Origin of the sequence: Streptomyces sp. NPDC012888 (assembly GCF_042900645.1) — a bacterium.
In the GTDB taxonomy this organism is placed as follows: domain Bacteria; phylum Actinomycetota; class Actinomycetes; order Streptomycetales; family Streptomycetaceae; genus Streptomyces.
The window spans coordinates 34,316-55,500 of record NZ_JBIBBM010000005.1 but is presented as its reverse complement, the minus strand read 5'-3'; the positions used below and the strand labels follow the sequence as shown (position 1 = coordinate 55,500).

The following is a 21,185-nucleotide window of genomic DNA, read 5'->3' as shown; positions in this document are numbered from 1 at the left end:
ACCGTGGTGTGAAGTCCCCGTGGCCGAACCGGCCTGGCCGTTTCGGGATCTTGTGGCCGGTACGGGCCGCTGCCTAGCGTCGCGTCATGCCCTTCGCCACACGTACCCGCACCCTTGCCCGCACCCCCGCCCGCTCCCGCTTGCGCGCACCCGCCCGCGGCGGCGTTGCGCACCGGCCCGCGCTCCTCGCGCTGGGCTCCGCCGCCCTGCTCGCCGTGACCGCGGCCGTGCCCCCGGCGTCTGCCGCCGCCGACGCTCCGGCCGCGTCCGCCGCGTCCGGGCGGGTCGTACTGGACTGGTACGACACCACCGCCGAGACGGTGGCGGCCGCGCCGGCCCCCACACAGGTCACCAACAGCCGTACCTGGGCGATCGGCTGGCTGGCCGCCGCCCGGGCGGTCCGGGAGGCGCCGCCCGGCCGGGACCGGGCCGCGTTCCGGGACGCCGCGCTCGCCTCCGCCCTGCACGACGCCCTGGCCGCCCTCGTCCCGGCCCGCCGGGCCGAGCTGGACGCCGCGCTCGCCGCCACCCTGGCGGAGGTGCCGGACGGCGCCGCCGAGGACCGCGGCGTGGCCGCCGGGGCGCGGCAGGCCCGTGCCGCGCTCGCCGAGCGGGCCGGGGACGGCCTCGACCCGGCCTCGGTCAACGCGCCGTTCCCGACCCCCGCCGCCGCGCCCGGGGTCTGGCAGCCGACGCCGGACGGCTACGCGCCCGCCGTGCAGTACGGCAACCGGGTCGCGAGGCCCTTCCTGCTGGACTCCCCCGCGCAGTACCGGCTCGGTCCGCCGCCCGCGCTGGACTCCCGGCGGTACCGGGAGGACCTGGAGGAGGTCCGGGCGTACGGCGCCGCGGACAGCGGTGTGCGCACCGCCCGGCAGACCGAGACCGCGAACTTCTGGTACGGGTCCTCGCTGACCCTGTACACGGAGCCACTGCGGGTGGCCGTGGAGCGTTCCCCGCGCGGGCCGCAGGGCCGGACCGAGCTGATCGCCCTGTTCCACGCGGCGCTGGTCGACACCCAGATCGCCACGTCGGACAGCAAGTACGCCCACGTCCGCTGGCGGCCGGTGACGGCCATCCGCACCGGTTCGCTCGGGACCGACCCGGCCTGGCGGCCGCTGCACCAGACCCCGGCCCACCCGGACTACCCGAGCGGGCACGCCACGTACGCCGGTGCGGCGGAGGCCCTGCTGACGGCGGTGACCGGCTCGCGGACGGCGCCGTTCCGGCTGACCAGCGCGACGGCGCCGGGCGTGGAACGGACGTACACGGCCTGGCGGACGCTGACCCGGGAGAACGTGGACGCCCGGGTGTGGTCCGGCATCCACAGCCGCACCGCGGACGAGGCGGGTGTCCGCCTGGGCCGGGCGGTAGGCGAGCACGCGCTGCGCCGTGCGGAGCTCCTGTTCGACGTCCGCTAGGCGGCCCTGCGGCGGTGGCTCAGGCCTCGCCGTAGGCCTCGCCGCCGAGTTCGAAGCCGGCGGTGCCGGCGGTGGTGTCCGCCAGCCAGGCCCGGAACCGTTCGACGTCCGGCTCGGGGAGGCCGATCTCGATGGAGACGGCCTCCCCGTAGCGCACGTCCAGGACGGCGCGGCCGGTGGAGCGCAGGTCGTTCTGCATCTTCCCGGCGCGCTGGTGGTCGACGGTGACGGTGGCGAGGCGGTAGCGGTGCCGGGTGACGGTGCCGAGCGCGTCCAGGGCCTCGCCGACGACGCCGCCGTAGGCGCGGATCAGGCCGCCGGCGCCCAGCTTGACCCCGCCGTAGTAGCGGGTGACCACGGCCACGGCGTAGCGGATGTCGCGCCGGGTCAGCATCTGGAGCATGGGGACGCCGGCGGTGCCTCCGGGTTCGCCGTCGTCGCTGGCCTTCTGCACCGACGCGTCGGCGCCGATCACGTAGGCGTAGCAGTTGTGCGTGGCGGTGGGGTGCTCGCGGCGGATCCGGGCGACGAACTCCTGCGCCTCGGCCTCGGTCGCGGCGGGCGCGAGCGAGCAGATGAAGCGCGAGCGGTTGATCTCGGATTCGTGCACGCCCTCGCGGGCCACCGTCACGTACTGGTCTGCCTTCACTTCTTCACCCTAAAGGGGACCGGGGGAACACTCCCGCCCCGCCCGCCGTTCACCACCTGCGGGCCGGCACGGGGCCGGGCCCGGCGAGCAGCAGGAGGCGGCGCACGTGTACGGCGACCCGGCAACCATCCGCACCATCCTCACCGAGCTCGGCGACACCTGGGCCGTGGTCGGGCTGTCCGCCAACCGGGACCGGGCGGCGTACGGCGTGGCGGAGGTGCTCCAGCGGTTCGGCAAGCGGATCGTGCCGGTGCACCCGAAGGCGGAGACGGTGCACGGCGAGCAGGGGTACCCGTCGCTGGACGCCATCCCGTTCGAGGTGGACGTGGTGGACGTGTTCGTGAACAGCGCGCTGGCGGGTCAGGTGGCCGACGAGGCCGTGTCCGCCGGTGCGCGGGCCGTGTGGTTCCAGCTGGGCGTGGTGGACGAGGCGGCGTACGAGCGGACCCGTGCGGCCGGACTGCACATGGTCATGGACCGCTGCCCGGCGATCGAGATACCCACCCTGCGCTGAGCCGCGACGCGGGGCGGGCTGGGGCGGGGCGGGGGCAGGCCGGACGCCCGACCCGGCGAACGTGTGGTCTACTCGGTCGTTCGGCGTGTCACGCGTCGGCCCGTTCTGCCCTGTTCTGCGAGGTACCACCGTCATGACCGCTCTCTTCGCGCTGGTCACCGCCGTGCTCTGGGGGGTCGCCGACTTCGGCGGCGGCCTGCTGACCCGCCGGCTGCCGGCCCTGACCGTGGTCGTGGCCTCGCAGGTGATCGCGGTGGTGGTGCTCGGGGCGACCGTGCTCGCCACCGGGGCGTGGCGGGAGGCCGGTCCCCAGCTGTGGTGGGCGGTGGCGGCGGGCCTGGTCGGCCCGGTCGCGATGTTCAGCTTCTACCGGGCGCTGGCGCTCGGCCCGATGGGCGTGGTCTCCCCGCTCGGTTCGCTGGGGGTGGTGGTGCCCGTCGGCGTGGGGCTGGCCATCGGCGAGCGGCCGGGTCCCGGGCAGCTCGCGGGGATCGCGGTGGCGGTGGTCGGCATCGTGCTGGCAGGCGGGCCCGAGCTGCGGGGCGCGCCGGTGCAGCGGCAGGCGGTCGTGCTCACGCTGGTCGCGGCGTTCGGGTTCGGTGCGGTGATGGCGTTGATCGCGGAGGCGTCCAGCACGGTGACCGGTCTGTTCCTCGCGCTGTTCGTGCAGCGCGTCACCAACGTGGTGGCGGGCGGTACGGCGCTGTGGGTGCGGTCTCGCGCGGGCAGTCCGGCGCTGCCGCCGGGCACCGGGCCGCGCACGCTGTGGCGGATGCTGCCCGCGCTGGGCTTCGTGGGCCTGGCCGACGTGGCGGCCAACGGCACGTATTCGATCGCCGCCCAGCAGGGTCCGGTCACGCTGGCCGCCGTGCTGTCCTCCCTCTACCCGGTGGTCACCGCGCTGGCCGCGTTCGCGGTCCTGCGGGAGCGGCTGAGTACCGTGCAGGCGGCGGGCGCGGGGCTCGCCCTGGCCGGCACGGTCCTGCTGGCGGCCGGCTAGGCGTTCCCTCCGGGTCGTCCGAGCGTGGTCGACGGCGTGCTACCTCGCCTCGGCCGGGCGTTCCAGCTCGGCCAGGGCGCGGAGCTGCTGTGGGGTCACGCCCTCCGGTACGGGTCGCGGCGCCGGGGTGCGCAGCGGCGGCTGCCAGCCGGTCTCCGGCTCCCAGCGGCGTACGATCCGGGCCGGTGCGCCCGCGACCACCGCGTGGTCGGGCACCTCGCCGCGCACGACGGCGCCGGCGGCCACCACGACGTTCCGGCCGAGCCGGGCCCCGGGGAGGATCACCGCGCCGGTGCCGAGCCAGCAGCCGGGGCCGATCTCGACCGGCGCGCTGCGCGGCCACTGCTTGCCGACGGGTTCGTCGGGGTCGTCGTAGCTGTGGTTGGTGGAGGTGATGTACACCCCCGGTCCGCAGAAGGTGTCGTTGCCGATGGTGATCGGCGCGTCGGCGATGACGTGGCTGCCGCGGCCGAGGACCACCCCGTCGCCGAGGACCAGCACGGGGTCGGGGCCGAGGTCGAGGTCGGGCATCATGCCGGCGGTCAGCGTGACCTGTTCGGCGATGATGCAGTACTCGCCCAGCCGGATCCACGGCGCGCCGAAGACGGTGCCCTGGGGGAACGCCAGCCGGGTGCCGGAGCCGATGGCACCGAACCGGATGCGGCCGGGCGTCTGCGCGGTGACCGCGCCGGCCCGCTGCATCCAGTTCCAGCCGGCGTGGACGGCGCGGTTGGCTGCCCGGCGCCGCCAGGCCGCCAGGGATGAGAACGTGTTTCTGTTCTTCGGCACCCGGCCACGGTAGTGGGCCGCGCGCCCGGCGTCCGGACCGGGCTCCTGTGATCTTCGCCCCATCGTCTACGGTGCTGCCGAGGCGCGGCATCCGACGGAGCAGAGGAAGAGACCGGACATGGCACAGCAGGCGGACCAGGCACTCGTCGCGGGTGTGGGCGGCAGGAGCCCGCAGATCCACTCGGGGGCCTTCCTGGCCCCCACGTCCGTCGTGGTCGGCGACGTCACGCTGGGCGCGGGGTCGAGCGTCTGGTACTCGGCGGTGCTGCGCGGCGACTGCGGGCCGATCACGCTGGGCGCGGACAGCAACGTGCAGGACAACTGCACGGTGCACGTGGACCCCGGGTTCCCGGTGTCGATCGGCGAGCGGGTCTCCATCGGGCACAACGCGGTGGTGCACGGCTGCACCGTGGAGGACGACTGCCTGATCGGCATGGGCGCGACCGTGCTCAACGGCGCGGTGATCGGGGCGGGCTCACTGGTGGCCGCCCAGGCGCTGGTCCCGCAGGGGATGGTCGTGCCGCCGGGTTCGCTGGTCGCGGGGGTCCCGGCCAAGGTGCGGCGCGAGCTGACGCAGGAGGAGCGGGAGGGGATCCGGCTGAACGCGGCGATGTACTCGGAGCTGTCCGAGCAGCACCGCGCCGCGGTCACCCCGGCCCCCTGACGGGGCACCCGGCCCGCCGCCGTCCCGCCCGCCCGGCCGCCCGGTGGGACGGACGGCGGGCGGGACAGGAGGCGGTCGGTCAGTGGTTCGCCGGAGCCGGCTCCGGTTCGGCGGCGGCCTGGGCCGGGACCTCGGCCTCCGCGGCCGCGGCCTTCTTCGCCCGGTTCCTGAGGACCAGCATGGAGGTCACGCCGAACAGCACCGCCAGGACCAGTCCGAGCCAGGAGAACCGCTTCAGCCAGGCCTCCGCGACGATGCCGACGTAGTAGATGACGGCGGTCGTACCGCCCGCCCACAGGATCCCGCCGAAGACGTTGGCGATCAGGAACTTCCAGTACGGCATGTGGAGGACGCCCGCCAGCGGTCCGGCGAAGATCCGCAGCAGGGCCACGAAGCGGCCGAAGAAGACGGCCCACATGCCCCACTTCTCGAAGGAGCGTTCCGCCATCGCGATGTTGTGCTCCCCGAAGTGCTTCGGGAACCGCTTGCCCAGCCGCGCCAGGAGCGGCTTCCCGCCCCGCCGCCCGATCGCGTAGCCGATCGAGTCGCCGACGATCGCGCCGGTGCTGGCGCAGATCCCGAGGACCAGCGGGTCGACGTCGCCGTGCTGCGAGGCCAGCAGCGCCGAGCTGACGAGGATGATCTCGCCGGGCAGCGGGATGCCGAGGCTCTCCAGCCCGATGACCAGACCCACCAGGATGTAGATACTGACCGCCGGAATGGTCTCCAGCCAGTCCTGGATGTGCACCGGTACGTCCTCCCGAACTCGTGCGCGGGCGCGCCCCCTGATGGCGCACCGACCGGGCAGCCTACCCCTTGCCGACCACCGCCCTCGTCCGCAGCGGCAGTTCCCGGGAGGAGCGGCCCACCCACACCTCCCGCGTGCCGGTGCCGAGCACCCACGCCCGCCGGCCGGGGTCCCACGCGGAAAGGGCGCGCCGGTCCACGTCCACCGTGACCCGCTGCGACTGCCCGGGCGCCAGGGTGATCCGCCGGTAGCCGGCCAGGGCCCGGACGGGCTGGTCGAGGCGCAGGTCGGGCGAGGGGCCGAGGTACACCTGGGCGACGTCGGTGCCCTTGCGCCGGCCGGTGTTGCGGACGGTGAACTCCACCCGCAGTCCGCCGCGCCCGGGCCGTACGGCGGGCTGCTGGTACTGCCAGGTGGTGTACGACAGGCCGTGACCGAAGGGGAACAGCGGCTCGGCCCGCCGGGCGTCGTACCAGCGGTGGCCGGCGTGGACTCCCTCGGTGTACTCGCGGCGGCCGCCCACGCCCGGATAGCGCCGCGGGTCCCCGCCGACCGGGTGGGCGTGCTCGTCGGCGGGGAAGGTGTGGGTCAGCCGCCCGCCGGGATCGACGTCCCCGAAGAGCACGTCGGCGGTGGCGGCCGCGCCCTCCTGGCCGGGGTAGTACATCTGGAGGACGGCTCCGGTCCTGGCCAGCCAGGGCATGGTGGTGGCGCCGGAGGTGTTGAGCACCACCGTGGTGCGGGGGTTGGCGCCGGCCACCGCTTCGATCAGCGCGGCCTGGCCGCCGGGCAGGGCGAGGGTGGCCCGGTCGGCGCCCTCGGTGGCGTCCTCGTAGGCGAACAGCACCACGCTGCGCGCGGCCCTGGCCGCTCTGACGGCCTCGGCCACGTCGGCGGCCCGGGTGGCGCGGGTGGTGTGCCGCAGCCGGAAGTGCCCGCCCCGGCCGCCGCCGCGGGCGGTCACGGTGAGCCGGTGGGGGCCCGCCTTGAGGGCGACGGTGCGGCGGCGTACGGCGAGGCCGTCGGGGGCGGTGCCGAGGATTCCCCCGGAGGGGCGGGCGGCCGCGGGCCCGTCGGGGAACAGCTCCTCGCCGTCGAGGGTGACGCCGGGCCTCGGTCCGCGGAAGTGGAGGAGCAGGGTCCATTCGTCGTCGGCGGGCAGGGTGAAGGTGCCCGACCAGTGCCAGTCCCGGCCGGCCGGCACGCGGCGGTCGTCCAGTCCGGTGGCGGGGCTGAACAGGTCGGCCGGCAGCGGTCTGCCGTGGACGTCCTCGCCGACGGCGTAGCGGACGTTCGCGGTACGGCCGGCCCGGCGCTTGACGGCGGCCAGCGGGGCGGCGGCCCGCTCGGGCACCACGTGCCCGCTGCCGCCGCCCGAGACGAAGGGCAGGGCGCCGGTCGGGCCGATGACGGCGACGGAGCGGGCGGCGGCGCCGGTCAGCGGCAGGGTGCCGCGCTCGTTGCGGAGCAGTACCGCGCCGGCGGCCGCGACGCGGCGGGCGGTGCGGGCTCCGGCGGCCGGGTCGCGCGGCGGCCGTGCGGGGCCACCGCCGTCGAGCAGGCGGAACCGGTCCATGGTGCCGAGGATCCGGCGGACGGCCTGGTCGACTGCGAGTTCGGGGACGGTGCCGCCGCGCACCGCCTGGCGCAGCGGGTTGCCGAAGTGGGTACCGGCGGGCATCTCCATGTCCAGGCCGGCGTTGACGGCGGCGACGGTGCTGCGGGTGGCGTGCGGGCCGGACACCGCCCAGCCGTCGAACCGCCAGGCGCGGCGCAGCAGGTCTTCCAGGAGGGGCCGGCTCTCGCTGGCGTACGTCCCGTTGACCTTGTTGCCGGCGACCGCCACGGCGCCGGCGCCTGCGCCGACGGCGGCTTCGAAGCCGCGCAGGACCGTCTCGTGGAGGGTGCGTTCGGCGGCGACCACGTCGCCGGTGCCGCGGCCCTGCTCCTGGTCGTCGAGGGCGAAGTGCTTGACGCAGGCGATGAGGCCCTCGTCCTGGATGCCGCGGACGACGGCGGCCACCAGGTCGGCGGTGAGCCGGGGGTCCTCGGCGAAGGACTCGAAGCCGCGGCCGGCGTAGGGCGTGCGGATGAGGTCGGCGACCGGGGCGAGCAGGACGTCCTGACCCAGGGCCCGTCCCTCCCGGCCGAGGACCCGGCCGTACTCGCGGGCCAGTTCCGGGTCGAAGGCCGACGCCAGCAGTACCGGCGCGGGCAGGGCGGTGGCCGACCGGGTCACCCGTACACCGGCGGGGCCGTCGGCCAGCCGCAGCGCGGGGACGCCGAGCCGGGGCACCCCGGCGACGTAGCCGGCCTGGCCGAGCGGGGCGGGGTCGCGGGCGCCGTGCAGCAGGGAGGTCTTCTCCTCCAGCGTGAGCCGCTCCAGCAGGGCCTCGATCCGCGCGGCGCCGGCCGCGCGCACCTGGCCGCCGGGCACGCCCCTGGCGGTCGGCGTGCGCACGGGTGCCCCCGGCGGCAGGGTGGCCGTGCACCCGGCGGCGGCGAGTGCGGCCCCGGCCGCGCCGAGCAGCCGCAGGGCGGTTCGTCTGGAGGGTGCGTGGCTCATTCGCGCTCCCGGCGGCACGTACGGACGGCTGGACGGCGGCGACCGCCCCCGCCCACTGTGCGCCGCGGACGCCCCTGCCCGGCTCAATGGCACGGCCCCGGCGGAGCCGTTCAGCTGATGGGAGGACCCCCGGCGCCCCGCCCCCGCCCCGACCCGGCCCCGGGAGCCGCGCGCCCCAGTCGCCGGCGAGACGGAACCCGGCCGCCCCGCACCGAAGCAGCACCCCCGGCACCGGACACAGCGCGCCCCAGCGGACCAGCGCGATTCCGGCGTAGCCCAGCGTCCAGGCAGCGCCCCCGGCCCCGAGCGCCGTACGACCCCCGCGGCGGCGCGCTCCACCCGGCCCGACCGCCCGGGCGGGCCCGGGCGGGGCCCCGCCTCGCCAGTGGCCACGGCCGCCCCGCGGCGTCCCCGCCCGGGCGGTCGGGCCCGCGGCCCGGTCCCGGTACGCCACCGGCGCCGGACCGGGACCCGGGTGCGGGCGCCGCACCGGGACGCGGGTGCGGGCGCCGCACCGGGACGTGCCGCCGGCGCCGGACCGGGACCCCCCGGCCGCGCCGGACCCGGACCCGGCGCCGCCCGGCGCCAGCGCATCGGGGGTGCGTGGCGCAAGCGGTTTGCGTGGTGTCACCGCCGGTTCCGGCCGTTCTGCTGCCCGGCCCGTCCAAGGGCCCCCGCGGCCCGGCCTTGCGGTGTCGCGCCGCCCGCCGGGGCATGACGGCCGGTTCTCGTTACTCCGCCCTCCGGGACGGGATGTACTCACCCCTCCACCACTCCCCCGGGCACCTCGCGGCCCCGCCGCGCGCTGCCCCGGCGTGCCCCGGGACGGGCGGTGGCTGTCCGAGGACGAGGGTGAAGGAGTCGCAGATGCCGAAGCCGACCGCACAGCAGAAACCGGCGGATCCGCCGGAGTTCACGTTCGCCGGAGGGACCCAGCACAACGCGGCGATGGAGGCGCTGTCGCTGCGCCGGATGGCCGCCCGGCTGCCCGCCTCGCTGGCGCAGACCGCCCGGATGGCCTGGCGGGTGGACCCCCGCTCCCTGATGTGGCTGCTGGGCGGCCAGGTCCTGGCCGGCGTGTGCACGGCGGCGACGCTCGCCGCCGTGTCCGACGCGATGGGCCCGCTCCTCGCGGGCGGGGACGCCGCCGGGCGGATCGCCGCCGCGGCCCGCCCGCTGGCCGTGGCCGCGCTCACCGCCGGCACCGGCACCGTCGCCCAGATCGTGTCCTCCAGCGCCGCCCGGCGCCTCACCCCGCGCCTGGCCACCACCGCCGACCTGGCGATGGTCGACGCCCACATGGACGTGGAGGTGTCCGCGTACGACGAGCCGCGGTTCTCCGACCGCTCGGAGGCCGCGGAGATCGGCGCCGCCCGCTCCTCCATGCTGGTCAAGGACGCCATGTCGTTCACCAACGGCACGGTCAACCTGCTGGCCGTCGCCGGCGTCCTCGCCGTCGTCCACCCCCTCCTGCTGCCCCTGCTCCTCCTGTCCGTCGTGCCGCGCGGCCTCGGCGCCGTGATCGCCGCCCGCCTCGACTACGCCCTGCACAACGCGACCATCGCCTCGCGGAACATCCGCGGCATGATGCGCTGGTACCTGACCACCCACAAGCTGGGCGACGAGCTGCGCTGCAACTCCATGCGGGGGTACGCGCACCACTGGTACGCGGCGGTCTGCGCCCGGATCGACGACCGGCTGGTCGGGTCCGCGCCCCGCTACCTCCGGGTCTCCCTGGTCGCGGCGTCGCTGGGCGGCCTGTTCCAGGTCCTCACCTGGGCGGCCCTGGCAGGCCTGGTGCTGGACGGCCGGATGGAGCTCGCTGCGGCCGGCACCGCGATCGTGGCGATGCGCACGGCGGCCACCGCGCTGTCCGCGCTGGTCACGAACGGGGCGTACATGTTCCAGCACGCGCTCTACCTGGAGGACTACCGGGTCTTCCTCGCGGAGGCGGCGAAGCTGTCCGGCAAGCGGGGCCCGGTGGAGGCCGGGGCGCCGGAGAAGGTGGTCCTGGAGGGGGCGGGGTACACCTACACGGGCAAGGACGCCCCCGCGCTGGGGCCGGTGAGCCTGTCGCTGTCCCGCGGGGAGATCATCGCGGTGGTGGGCGAGAACGGGGCCGGGAAGTCCACGCTGATCCGGCTGCTGACCGGGCTGACGGTGCCGACGGAGGGCGAGGTGTTCTGGGACGGGGTGGCCACCCGGGAGCACGACCAGCACACCCTGTGGGCGCAGGTCGGCCTGGTCTCGCAGTCGTACGCGTACTGGCCGTTCACGGCGCGGGACAACGTCACGCTGGGGCAGCCCGGCGGGCGCGGCGAGGCCGCGGTGTGGGAGGCGCTGGACGCGGTCGGGATGCGCGAGGCCGTCGAGAGGTTCCCGAACGGGCTGGACACGCTGCTGGCCCGGTCCCTGTGGGGCGGCCACGAGCCCTCGGGCGGGCAGTGGCAGCGGCTGGCCTGCGCCCGCGCGTTCCACCGCCGGCCCCGGCTGCTGATCATGGACGAGCCGACCTCGGCGATGGACGCGCGCGGCGAGCACCGGATCTTCAGCGGTCTGCAGGCGATGAAGGAGGACCGGATCACCCTGATCGTGACGCACCGGATGGAGAACTGCCGGCTGGCGGACCGCATCGTCGTGCTCGACCGGGGGCGCGTCGTGGAGAGCGGCACGTTCGGCGAACTGCTTGCCCTCGGCGGCTCCTTCGCGGAGCTGTACGCGCTCTCGCAGGACCGCTGAACGCGGCCGGCCCCGGGGCGGTGCGCCGGTTGCGGCGCCCCCGTCCCGGGGCCGGGCCCGGCGTCACGCGTCCCGCGTCCGGCGCGTCAGGCGGCGGGCAGCGGCTTGAGGGTCCAGGTGATCTCCATCTCACCGGTGACGGCCTCGTCGGCGCGCTGGATGGCGACGTGGACGGGGAACTCGGGGCGGCCGCCCGCGTCGAGTTCGGCGACGACCTCGGCGGCCGGGCGGCCGAGGGTGGCGGTGGCGGTCACCTCGCCCATGGCGACCTTCTTGTAGCCGATCTCGGCCTTGACGGCGAGCGGGACCGCGCGGGAGAGCTGGTCGCCGAAGGCGGCCAGGACGATGGCGCCGCTGGCGGACTCGGCGAGGGTGAACATCGCTCCGGCGTGGGGGCCCTGGATGTGGTTGTGGAAGTCGGCCTGGTCCGGCAGGCGGAGCACCGCGCGCTCGGCGGTGATCTCGTCGAAGGCCAGGTTCAGGGTCTTGACCATCGGCACGGTCGCGGCGAGCAGTTCGCCCACGTTCATCTGATCTGCGCTCATGGAAGCAGAGGTTACCCGCGAGTAGCCTCGCTTGGCCAGAGGCCAACCGGAGGGGCGGGCGTGGCCCCGCGCCCCCCGCCCCACTATGGTTACCGGCCATGTGGCCAGGACAGCAGCAGCCGCCCGGGGGCGAGCAGAACCCGCAGGACGCGCACCAGAACCCGTACCAGCAGCAACCGGGGCAGCCGAACCCGTACCAGCAGCCGGGGTACGGCCAGCAGCAGCCGGGCTACGGATACCCGCAGCAGGGGTACCCGCCCCAGCCGCCGACGGTCCCGCAGGGCGCGCCGGCCGCGCAGCCGTGGGCCCAGCAGTACGGGCAGCCGCCGCACGCCGCCCCGCCGGCCCCGCCCTCGAACACGACCTCCACCAAGACCGTCGCGATCGTCGCCGCCGCCGCGGTGGTGGTGGCCGCGGCCGCCACCGGCGCGTTCGTCCTCACCCGGGACGACGACGAGGGCGGCCAGGCGGACGGCAAGCAGCAGCAGCCCTCCGCCTCGGCCCCGGCCGCCGCCGGTACCCCCTCGGACCCGGCGGCGCCCGCCTCCCCGAGCGGAAACCCGCGCGCCGGCGGCTCGATCCAGCCGGTCGTCCCGGGCTGGAAGGTCGTCATCAACCCCAAGTACAACGTCGCCTTCGACGTCCCGCCGGAGTGGAAGGTCCTCGGCTCCGGAGTCTCCGCCGGCATCCTCGACGAGGAGAAGAACAACGGCATGCCGGCGATCAGCATGTCCGCGCCGGCGTACCTCAAGGAAGAGTGGTGCACGGTCGACTCCGACCAGGACGGCCACACCGAGAAGACCAGCCTCGCCGCCACCGGCGTCAAGGGCGCCCAGGGCGCCAAGGACACCGCGCAGGCCGCGCACGACAACACCGGCAGCTGGGTCTGGGCGGCGTACGCGCAGAAGGAGCCCAAGGGCACGGTGAAGGTCAGCCAGCCCAAGGAGTACACGACCACCACGGGCCTCAAGGGCCACATGGTGACCTCGACCGCCACCGGCGTGAAGAAGCCCCACAAGTGCGCCACCGACGGCAAGGCCATCGGCTTCGCCTTCAAGACCGCCAACGGCGACTTCGCCAGCTGGGTCCTGTACGGGGCGGCGGGCGTGAAGGAGGAGGTCCAGGCGGACGTCTACGAGAAGGTGCTCAGCACCGTCCGCCTGACCTCGGGCTGACGACCGGCCCGGAGCCCTGCCCCTAGCCCCGCCCCGGGCCCCGCCTCGAGCCCGGCCTGAAGCACGGTTGACGAGGGCCCCGGGCCCTCGGGCGCGGGCCCGGATATCGGTTTGGCAGATCGCGTCGCGCCGGGGATAGTCCGGGGGTGAGCATACGAACCTCCCTCCGGACCCCCGGCCGCCGACCCGAGTGGGCCGGCCGCAACTACAGCCTGCTCACCGCCGCCGCGGTCGTCACCAACCTCGGCAGCCACGGCGCGCACATCGCCGCCGTGTTCGCCGTGCTGGAGGCCGGGGGCTCGGTCGGCGACGTCGGTCTGGTGGCCGCCGCACGCACCCTTCCGCTCGTCCTCTTCCTGCTGGTCGGCGGGGCGCTCGCCGACCGGCTGCCGCGCCACCGGGTGATGGTCGCCGCCAACGCCCTCAACTGCGTCTCCCAGGCCGCCTTCGCCGTGCTGGTGCTCGCCGGCGAGCCGCGCCTGTGGCAGATGCTGGTGCTCACCGCGCTCTGCGGCACCGGCACCGCCTTCTTCAACCCGGCCGCCGAGGGCATGCTCCTCTCCAGCGTCTCCGGGGAACACACCAACCGCGCCTTCGCCCTGTTCCGCATGGCCATGAGCGGTGCCGGCATCGGCGGCGCGGCCCTCGGCGGCGCGATGATCGCCGCCGTCGGGCCCGGCTGGGTGCTGGCTGTGGACGCGGCCGCGTTCGCCGTCGCCGGGGTGATGCGCGCCTTCCTCGACGTCAGCCGGACCGCCGAACGGGCCCCCAGCGGCGGGCTGCTGTCCGACCTGCGCGAGGGCTGGGTGGAGGTCCGCACCCGCCCCTGGCTGTGGAGCATCGTCCTCCAGTTCTCCGTGGTGGTCGCCGTGGTCGGCGTCGCCGACGCCGTGTACGGGCCGCTGGTCGCCCAGGAGAAGCTGGGCGGGGCGGCGCCCTGGGGCGTGGCGCTCGCCCTGTTCGGCGTGGGCACCATCGCGGGCGCCGTGCTGATGATGGTGTGGAAGCCGCGCCGCATGCTGCTGGTCGGCACGCTCTGCGTGTTCCCGCTGGCGCTGCCGTCGGCGGGGCTCGCGGTCCCGCTGCCCGTGTGGGGGCTGTGCGCGGCCATGTTCCTGGCCGGGGCCGCCATCGAGGTGTTCGGCGTCAACTGGATGGCGACGATGCACCAGGAGATACCGGAGGACAAGTTCTCCCGGGTGTCCGCCTACGACTGGTTCGGCTCGGTGTCGATGCTGCCGCTGGCCACGGCGCTGGCCGGGCCGGCGGAATCCGCCTTCGGCCGTACGGCCGCGCTCTGGGGCTGCGCCTCGCTGGTCGTCGTCGTGACGGCGCTGGTCCTGCTGGTCCCGGACGTCCGCCGGATGACGCGCCGCGCTGCGGCCCCGGTCGCCGCCGGTACCCCCGCCCCCGCCGGCACCCGTGACGGCACGTCCGCCCCGACCGCCGTCTGAACGGGGGCGCGTACGCGCCTAGAGGGTGAAGGTGTCGGCCGGGGGCTCCGGGGAGGGGCGGGCCTCGCCGTCGGGGACCGGGGTGGTGGCGCGGCGCAGCAGGGCCCGGCCGTGTTCCACCCGGGCGGGGAACGCGTCCGACGCGCACCGCCGGGCCAGCTCGGCGACCGGCAGCTCCGCGTCGGAGGCCACGAGCACCGCGTTGCCGAAGCGGCGCCCCCGCAGTACGGCGGGCTCGGCGATCAGGGCGAGCTCGGCGAAGACCGGGCGGAGGTTGGCCAGCTGGGTGCCGAGGAAGTCGAAGGGCGCCCCGTCGGCCAGGTTCGCCGCGTAGATCCCGCCGGGGCGCAGCACCCGGGCGACCTCCCGGGCGTACTCGGCGGAGGTCAGCCGGGCCGGCACGCGGGAGCCGGCGAACACGTCGCCGAGCACCACGTCCGCGCTGGCCGCCGGCCGCCGCTCCAGCCAGTCCCGGGCGTCGGCGGTGTGCACGGCGATGTCCGCGCCCTTGGTCGGGAGGTGCTCGGCGACCAGCTCGACCAGAGCCCCGTCGAACTCGACGACGTCCTGCCGGGAGCCGGGCCGGGTGGCGGCCGCGTACCGGGGCAGGGTGAGGGCGCCGCCGCCCAGGTGCACCAGGTCCAGGGGGGCGTCATCCGCCCCGGCCGCGCAGTCCAGGACGTGCGCGAGGCGCCGGGCGTACTCGAACTCCAGGTGCCGCGGGTCGTCGAGGTCCACGTAGGACTGCGGGGCTCCGTCGACCGTCAGCAGCCAGCCCCGGGCGCGGTCCACGTCCGGCATCAGCTTGGCGGTGCCCTGGGCCACGTCCCGGACCAGCGGGATCCGTTCGTCGTTCACGCCACCATTGTCGGTCGTGGCCCGGCGGGGTCCGGGCAGCGGGTCAGGCCGTCCAGACCCGGGCGACCTCGGCCGCGTGGGCGGCGGCCTGGGCGAGCCCCGCCCGGGCCGCTGGGGCCCGCCGCGCCGGGTCGAGGACGTTGCGGCCGAACGCCTTGCGGGCCTCCCGCGTGGGGTGGATCACGACCACCTCGGTGCCCGCCGCGCGCAGTTCCTCGGCCTGCCTGCGCGGTGACGGCAGCAGGCGGGAGCCCAGGGCGAGGGGTGCGATGACGACCACCCGCCGGTACCCGGCGGCCAGGTCGGCGTTGGCCGCGGACCTGATGCCGCCGTCGATGTAGTGGCGCCCGCCGATGGCGACCGGGGGCCAGACCAGGGGTACGGCGCAGCTGGCCGTGACGGCGTCCACCAGCCCGGTGCCGCCGTCCCGCTCGAAGACCCGCAGGTCGCCGCTGTGCGCGTCCACCGCGGTGACCAGCAGCCGCCGCTCCGGCCATGCGTGGGAGGGCAGCCGGGCCGCGAACACGGTGCGGCGGTCCTCCTGCGCGCCGGCCGCCGCGCCGAGGGCGAGGGTTCCGATCCGGCGCCGGTAGGACCGGGCGTCGCGGGAGCGGGCCATGGCCAGGCCGTACTGGGCGTAGACGGCCCCGCCGAGCCGGGCGGCCGGCTCGGCTCCGGGCCCGGCGAGCTGCCGCTCGTACAGTTCGGCGGGGGTGAGCAGCCCGGAGGCGAGCTGGGCGCCGACGACGGAGCCGGCGGAGGTGCCGACGACCAGGTCGGCGCCGGACAGGTCCACCCCGGCCTCGGCGAGGCCGTGCAGGATGCCGCACTCCCAGCCGATGCCGGTGATCCCGCCGCCGCCCAGGACCAGTGCCGTGCCCTTCGTCCCCGTCATCCCAGCCGCCTCCCGTGGTGTGTGGTGGCGGCAGTCTCGCAGTGCGGTGGGCGGGCCGCCACGGCGGGTCCCGCGGCCACCTGGCGTTCGCCGGGGTGAGGCGCAGATTACGGCGGGGGTCCGTTCGCGTCGGCTAGTCTCCCGGGATGTCCCTCCTCCTCGCGCCGTGGACCCGCCTTGCGCTGCTGGTGGTCCTGCTGGTGTCCGCGGGCGTCTGCGTGGTGCTGTACGAGCCCCAGCGGCTGCTGTCCGAGGGCTGGCCGCCGGGGCTCCCGGTGGGCACGGCGGTGCTGCTGTTCGCGGCGGCCTACGGGCTGTGCACGGCGGCGTTCGTGCCGCGCCCGCTGCTGAACCTGGCGGCCGGCGCCGTGTTCGGGGCGCAGGCCGGGCTGGTCGCGGCGGTGGCCGGTACGGTCGTCGGGGCCGGCATCGCCTTCGGTCTGGGCCGGGCGATGGGCCAGGACGCGCTGCGGCCGCTGCTGCGCGGGCGCTGGCTGGAGGCGGCGGACGGCCAGCTGAGCCGGCACGGCTTCCGGTCGATGCTGGCGGTGCGGATCTTCCCGGGCGTGCCCTTCGCGGCGGCCAACTACATCGCGGCGGTCTCCCGGTGCCGCTGGCTCCCGTTCCTCGTCGCGACCGGTATCGGTACGGTCCCCAACACGGCGGCCTACGTGATCGCCGGCGGCAGCGCCTCCTCCCCCACCTCCCCTGCGTTCCTCGCCTCGTTCGGGTTCATCGCGGTGTCCGGACTGGTCGCCGGGGCCGTGGCCTGGCGCAAGCGGCACAGGCTGACCGCGGCGGCGGTCCCCGCCGTGGTCCAAGCCGCGCTCCCGGCTGCGGCCGGAATCCCCCCGAAGCCCACCCCTGTGGTCAGCGGCGTCGCCAACGGGCCCTAGCATCGGACCCATCTGCCCGACGATCACAAGGACGAGCGCACCCCGTCATGAGCTGGTTCGAATCCCTAATCCTCGGTCTCGTCCAGGGGCTTACGGAGTTCCTCCCGATCTCTTCGAGCGCCCACCTGCGGCTGACCGCGGCGTTCGCCGGCTGGGACGACCCGGGAGCCGCCTTCACCGCGATCACCCAGATCGGCACCGAGGCCGCGGTCCTGATCTACTTCCGCAAGGACATCATGCGGATCATCTCGGCATGGTGCCGGTCGCTGACGAACAAGGCGCTGCGGTCCGACCACGACGCCCAGATGGGCTGGCTGGTGATCGTGGGCTCCATTCCGATCGGTGTGCTGGGCGTGACGCTCAAGGACCAGATCGAGGGCCCGTTCCGGGACCTGCGGCTCACCGCGACCATGCTGATCGTGATGGGCGTCGTGCTGGGCGTCGCCGACCGCCTGGCGGCGCGCGACGAGAGTGGTGGCCGCCACCGGGCCATCCGCGAGCGCAAGACGCTCAAGGAGCTGGGCGTCCGCGACGGGCTGATCTTCGGTGTGTGCCAGGCGATGGCGCTGGTCCCGGGCGTGTCCCGGTCGGGTGCGACGATCTCCGGCGGTCTGCTGATGGGCTACACCCGTGAGGCGGCGGCCCGTTACTCCTTCCTGCTGGCGATCCCGGCCGTGCTGGCCTCCGGCGGCTACGAGTTGAAGGACGCCATGTCCGACGATCACGTGGCGTGGGGGCCGACGGTCTTCGCGACGGTCATCGCCTTCGTGGTCGGCTACGCGGTCATCGCCTGGTTCATGAAGTTCATTTCCACGAAGAGTTTCATGCCCTTCGTGATCTACCGGATCGTGCTGGGCGTCGCGCTGTTCGTGCTGGTCGGCACGGACGTGCTGAGCCCGCACGCGGGCGAGTCCGGCCACTAGCCGGCCGCCGGCCCCGCCGGGGCGAGGACGCGGGGGCCGCCCGGGAACGTTCCCGGGCGGCCCCCGCGTCGTTGTGCCTGGGGAAGACCGCAACACGAACGACAGGTGACGTGCAGGGGGTGTCCCATGGGACGAGTGGTGCTGGAGCGCTTTCCGGCCGGGAGTCCGCGGGGAAGCTGGCCGGCCGAGGAGTACGCGGCCCAGAGGATGCGGGAGGGGGTTCCGGCCGAGGTGGTGATGGACCTGGCCACGGACGCGTTCCTGGTGGTGGTCCGGCAGCGCGAGGCGGGTTCCGGACACTGACGGGTTCCGGCGCGCGCACGCCTCTTGGCCTCCGCGGCCCGCTGATCCACACTGACCCGATGACGCAGCGTGGGGACCTGGCGACGGTGATGGACCGGCTCGCCGTGGACGAGTTGGTCAGCGGGTACGCGGTGGCCGTCGACGACGGCGACTGGGCGGCCTACCGGGCCCTGTTCACTCCGGCCGGCCGGGCCGACTACCGGTCGGCGGGTGGCATCGAGGGGCCCGCCGGCGACGTCGCCGAGTGGCTGGAGGGGGCGATGCGGCTGTTCCCCGTCCGCCAGCACCTGATCGTCAACCGGCGGGTGCTGCTGGAGGACGCGGACGGCTCCCCGGGCGACAGCGCCGAGGTCCGGGCGGACTTCGTCAACCCGATGCGGCTGGCGGGGCCGGAAGACGGCGGCGCCGCGGCGGCACCGACCGCGCCGAACTTCGTGGCCGCCGGCCGGTACACCTTCGAGCTCTCCCGCACCTGGGAGGGCTGGCGGATCCACCGGGTCACCGTGCACGAGAAGTGGCGGCACCCGTCCGCCTGACCGGCCGCTCCGGCGGCCGCGGGCGGCGGCCCGGTCCACACTGGAGGGGGAGGCGCCTCATGCTCGACCACGGGCCGGGCCGGGCCGGATGGCAGCGCGCGGCGGCCGCCGCGGCGGCCGGTGCGCTGCCCGGGCTCGCCTTTCCCGCGCCGGGGCTGTGGTGGTTCGCGTACGGGGCGCTGGTGCCCTGGATGCTGCTGCTGCGGACCGCGCGCAGCGGGCGGCGGGCCGCGCTGGAGGGCTGGCTGGGCGGGGCCGGGTTCATCCTGGCCGTGCACCACTGGCTGCTGCCGAGCCTGCACGTGTTCCTGTTGCCGCTGGCCCTGCTGATGGGCCTGCTGTGGGTGCCGTTCGGGTTGCTGGTCCGGCGGCTGCTGGGCGGGAGTCCGCCGGCGGGCCGCGCGGCGGCCGCGCTGGTACTGGTGCCGGCGGGCTGGCTGCTGTCGGAGCTGGTCCGGTCCTGGGAGGGCCTAGGCGGGCCGTGGGGGCTGCTGGGGGCGAGCCAGTGGCAGGTCCCGGCGGCGCTGCGGCTGGCCTCGGTGGGCGGGGTGTGGCTGCTGAGCCTGCTGGTGGTCGCGGTGAACTGCGTGCTGGTGGTGCTGCTGGTGGTTCCGCGGGCCCGCGTGGTGGCGGCGGCCGGGGCGGCGGCGCTCGCCGTGGCGGTGGGCGCGGTGTGGCTGTGGGTGCCGGCTCCGGAGACGTACGGGCGGCTGCGGGTGGCCGTCGTGCAGCCGGGCGTGCTGAACGGGCCGGACGGGGCAGAGCGCCGGTTCTCCGCCGGGGAGCGGCTGACGGAGGGGCTGGCCGGGCGGCGGCCGGACCTGGTGGTGTGGGGCGAGAGCAGCGTGGGCGCCGACCTGGCGGCCCGCCCGGACCTGGCCGGCCGGCTGGCGGCGCTGTCCGCCCGGGTGGACGCGCCGCTGCTGGTGAACGTGGACGCGCGGGGCGCGGACCGGCCTGGCATCTGGAAGAGCTCCGTCCTCGTCGGCCCGGAGGGCCCGACGGGCGACCGGTACGACAAGATGCGGCTGGTGCCGTTCGGCGAGTACGTGCCGGCGCGGGCGGCGCTCGGCTGGGTGACCTCGGTGGGCAAGGCGGCCGGTGAGGACCGGCGCCGGGGCGCCGCTCCGGTGCTGATGGCCCTGCCGGGCCGGCCGGACCTGCGGATCGGCCCGCTGGTCTGCTTCGAGTCGGCCTTCCCCGACATGGGCCGCCGGCTGGCCGCGGACGGCGCCGGGCTGCTCGTCGCCCAGTCGGCGACCTCCACCTTCCAGGACAGCTGGGCCCCGGCGCAGCACGCCTCCCTGGCGGCGCTGCGGGCCGCGGAGACGGGTCGCCCGATGGTGCACGCCACGCTCACCGGGATCAGCGCCGTGCACGGCCCGGCCGGGGAGCGGCTGGGCCGGTTGCTGCCCACGTCGGCGGCCGTGGCCGAGGTGTACGAGGTGCCGCTCGCCCGCGGCACCACGTTCTACGTCCGGTGGGGCGACTGGGCGGTGCGCGGGGCGCTGGCCGCGCTCGCCGGGTACGCCGTCGGGGCGGGTTTCGCGGCGGCGGGACGGCGGCCGCGGCCGGTCAGGAGCCCTGTTCCAGGGCCGCCAGCACGATCCGCTCGCAGAGTTCGTGGGTGAGGAGCGCGTCCCGGGCGCTGAGCACCTTGCCGGCGGCCACCGCCTCCAGGAAGACGTCCACCACCTGTTCGACGCCCCGCTGGCGGGCCACCGGCACCCAGTCGCCGCGGCGCCGGACGGTCGGCTGGCCCTTGTGGTCGATGACCTCGGCGAGGTTGACGACCTGCCGCTTGGTGTCCTGCCCGGAGACCTCCAGGACCTCCTCGGCGGAGCCGGACAGCCGGTTCATGATCCCGAGGGCGGTGAAGCCGTCACCGGACATCTGGAGGACGACGTGGTGCATCAGGCCGCCGCGGACCCGGGCCCGCACGTCGATGTGGTCGGCCTCGCCGGGCAGCAGGAAGCGCAGGGTGTCCACGACGTGGATGAAGTCGTCGAGGACGAGGGTGCGCGGGTCCTCGGGCAGCCCGATCCGGTTCTTCTGCATGAGGATCAGTTCGCGCGGGTGGTCGGCGCACTGCACGTAGCCGGGGGCGTACCGGCGGTTGAAACCGACGGCGAGCGACACCCCGCGCGCCTCGGCGAGTTCGACCAGGCGAAGGGAGTCCTCGTACGCGTACGCGAGCGGCTTGTCGACGTAGGTGGGGACGCCCGCTTCGAGGAGACGGGAGGCGATCTCGGGGTGGGCGGTCGTGGCGGCGTGCACGAACGCCGCGTCCAGGCCCTCCGCGAGGAGGGAGTCGAGGGTGCCGTGGCGGCGGGCGGTGGGAACGCCGTACTGGTCACCGACCCGTTCGAGGGTGGCCCGGTTGCGGGTCTGGAGGTGCAGTTCCACGCCGGGCCGGGCGGTGAGGACCGGCAGGTACGCCTTCTGCGCGATGTCGCCGAGTCCGATGCATGCGACCTTCACCGGGGCCTCCTCCGTCCGTGTGCCGTGCA

General features: G+C 75.6%; 20 protein-coding genes. 12 read left to right on the top strand and 8 right to left on the bottom strand.

Annotation, left to right across the window (positions count from 1 at the left end):
* The first annotated feature begins 86 nt into the window (after nt 1–86).
* A complete protein-coding gene (locus tag ACFY61_RS10060) occupies nt 87–1,421 on the top strand; it encodes a vanadium-dependent haloperoxidase (protein WP_389469456.1) in 1,335 nt (444 codons plus the stop codon).
* Nucleotides 1,422–1,440: 19 nt separating this feature from the next.
* Here the strand turns inward: ACFY61_RS10060 and ACFY61_RS10055 are convergent, their stop codons facing one another.
* Complete coding sequence (locus tag ACFY61_RS10055) at nt 1,441–2,070, bottom strand: YigZ family protein (RefSeq protein ID WP_389469453.1); 630 nt, start codon at nt 2,068–2,070, stop codon at nt 1,441–1,443.
* 106 nt (nt 2,071–2,176) lie between these two features.
* Here ACFY61_RS10055 and ACFY61_RS10050 point away from each other — a divergent pair, with 106 nt between their 5' ends.
* Entirely contained in the window at nt 2,177–2,584 is a 408-nt protein-coding gene (locus ACFY61_RS10050; RefSeq protein ID WP_389469451.1) for a CoA-binding protein, read from the top strand.
* A gap of 133 nt (nt 2,585–2,717) precedes the next feature.
* Nucleotides 2,718–3,584, top strand: coding sequence for an EamA family transporter (locus ACFY61_RS10045; RefSeq protein ID WP_389469448.1), 867 nt, complete (start codon nt 2,718–2,720; stop codon nt 3,582–3,584).
* A gap of 39 nt (nt 3,585–3,623) precedes the next feature.
* Here the strand turns inward: ACFY61_RS10045 and ACFY61_RS10040 are convergent, their stop codons facing one another.
* Nucleotides 3,624–4,373, bottom strand: coding sequence for an acyltransferase (locus ACFY61_RS10040; protein WP_389469446.1), 750 nt, complete (start codon nt 4,371–4,373; stop codon nt 3,624–3,626).
* A 118-nt stretch (nt 4,374–4,491) separates the two neighbouring features.
* On the opposite strand from ACFY61_RS10040, the gene ACFY61_RS10035 reads away from it, so the two are divergent.
* Complete coding sequence (locus tag ACFY61_RS10035; RefSeq protein ID WP_389469444.1) at nt 4,492–5,037, top strand: gamma carbonic anhydrase family protein; 546 nt, start codon at nt 4,492–4,494, stop codon at nt 5,035–5,037.
* Nucleotides 5,038–5,116: 79 nt separating this feature from the next.
* Here ACFY61_RS10035 and ACFY61_RS10030 read toward each other — a convergent pair whose 3' ends face one another.
* Nucleotides 5,117–5,785, bottom strand: a complete 669-nt coding sequence (locus ACFY61_RS10030) for a DedA family protein (RefSeq protein WP_389469441.1) — start codon at nt 5,783–5,785, stop codon at nt 5,117–5,119.
* A 61-nt stretch (nt 5,786–5,846) separates the two neighbouring features.
* Complete coding sequence (locus tag ACFY61_RS10025) at nt 5,847–8,351, bottom strand: beta-glucosidase (protein WP_389469438.1); 2,505 nt, start codon at nt 8,349–8,351, stop codon at nt 5,847–5,849.
* An 867-nt stretch (nt 8,352–9,218) separates the two neighbouring features.
* Between ACFY61_RS10025 and ACFY61_RS10020 the strand changes: the two genes are divergently transcribed.
* Nucleotides 9,219–11,090, top strand: coding sequence for an ATP-binding cassette domain-containing protein (locus ACFY61_RS10020; protein ID WP_389469435.1), 1,872 nt, complete (start codon nt 9,219–9,221; stop codon nt 11,088–11,090).
* 86 nt (nt 11,091–11,176) lie between these two features.
* Here ACFY61_RS10020 and ACFY61_RS10015 read toward each other — a convergent pair whose 3' ends face one another.
* Entirely contained in the window at nt 11,177–11,635 is a 459-nt protein-coding gene (locus tag ACFY61_RS10015; RefSeq protein WP_389469432.1) for a DUF4442 domain-containing protein, read from the bottom strand.
* A 98-nt stretch (nt 11,636–11,733) separates the two neighbouring features.
* On the opposite strand from ACFY61_RS10015, the gene ACFY61_RS10010 reads away from it, so the two are divergent.
* Both ACFY61_RS10010 and ACFY61_RS10005 read left to right on the top strand, forming a co-directional pair.
* Nucleotides 11,734–12,810, top strand: a complete 1,077-nt coding sequence (locus ACFY61_RS10010) for a hypothetical protein (RefSeq protein WP_389469430.1) — start codon at nt 11,734–11,736, stop codon at nt 12,808–12,810.
* Between the two features lie 146 nt (nt 12,811–12,956).
* Complete coding sequence (locus ACFY61_RS10005) at nt 12,957–14,264, top strand: MFS transporter (RefSeq protein ID WP_389469428.1); 1,308 nt, start codon at nt 12,957–12,959, stop codon at nt 14,262–14,264.
* Nucleotides 14,265–14,282: 18 nt separating this feature from the next.
* Here the strand turns inward: ACFY61_RS10005 and ACFY61_RS10000 are convergent, their stop codons facing one another.
* Both ACFY61_RS10000 and ACFY61_RS09995 read right to left on the bottom strand, forming a co-directional pair.
* Entirely contained in the window at nt 14,283–15,065 is a 783-nt protein-coding gene (locus ACFY61_RS10000; protein WP_389470393.1) for a spermidine synthase, read from the bottom strand.
* A gap of 100 nt (nt 15,066–15,165) precedes the next feature.
* The gene (locus tag ACFY61_RS09995; RefSeq protein WP_389469425.1) at nt 15,166–16,017 is read right to left on the bottom strand and encodes a patatin-like phospholipase family protein; all 852 of its coding nucleotides are present in this window, start codon (nt 16,015–16,017) and stop codon (nt 15,166–15,168) included.
* Nucleotides 16,018–16,163: 146 nt separating this feature from the next.
* Between ACFY61_RS09995 and ACFY61_RS09990 the strand changes: the two genes are divergently transcribed.
* The 5 genes from ACFY61_RS09990 (at nt 16,164) to lnt (ending at nt 20,306) form a co-directional block, all read left to right on the top strand.
* Nucleotides 16,164–16,913, top strand: a complete 750-nt coding sequence (locus ACFY61_RS09990) for a TVP38/TMEM64 family protein (RefSeq protein ID WP_389469422.1) — start codon at nt 16,164–16,166, stop codon at nt 16,911–16,913.
* A 47-nt stretch (nt 16,914–16,960) separates the two neighbouring features.
* Nucleotides 16,961–17,836 carry an undecaprenyl-diphosphate phosphatase gene (locus ACFY61_RS09985; protein WP_389469419.1) on the top strand — a complete coding sequence of 292 codons (876 nt, stop codon included), beginning with the start codon at nt 16,961–16,963 and terminating at the stop codon, nt 17,834–17,836.
* A gap of 126 nt (nt 17,837–17,962) precedes the next feature.
* Nucleotides 17,963–18,139 (top strand): hypothetical protein, encoded by a 177-nt coding sequence (locus ACFY61_RS09980; protein WP_389469416.1) that lies wholly within the window; start codon nt 17,963–17,965, stop codon nt 18,137–18,139.
* Nucleotides 18,140–18,198: 59 nt separating this feature from the next.
* Entirely contained in the window at nt 18,199–18,675 is a 477-nt protein-coding gene (locus ACFY61_RS09975) for a nuclear transport factor 2 family protein (RefSeq protein WP_389469413.1), read from the top strand.
* 59 nt (nt 18,676–18,734) lie between these two features.
* Nucleotides 18,735–20,306: an apolipoprotein N-acyltransferase gene (lnt, locus tag ACFY61_RS09970; protein WP_389469411.1), complete on the top strand. Its 1,572-nt coding sequence runs from the start codon at nt 18,735–18,737 to the stop codon at nt 20,304–20,306.
* Here the strand turns inward: lnt and ACFY61_RS09965 are convergent.
* Entirely contained in the window at nt 20,251–21,156 is a 906-nt protein-coding gene (locus ACFY61_RS09965) for a Gfo/Idh/MocA family protein (protein ID WP_389469408.1), read from the bottom strand. The two genes, lnt and ACFY61_RS09965, sit on opposite strands and share 56 nt — an antisense overlap.
* Between the last annotated feature and the right edge of the window lie 29 nt (nt 21,157–21,185).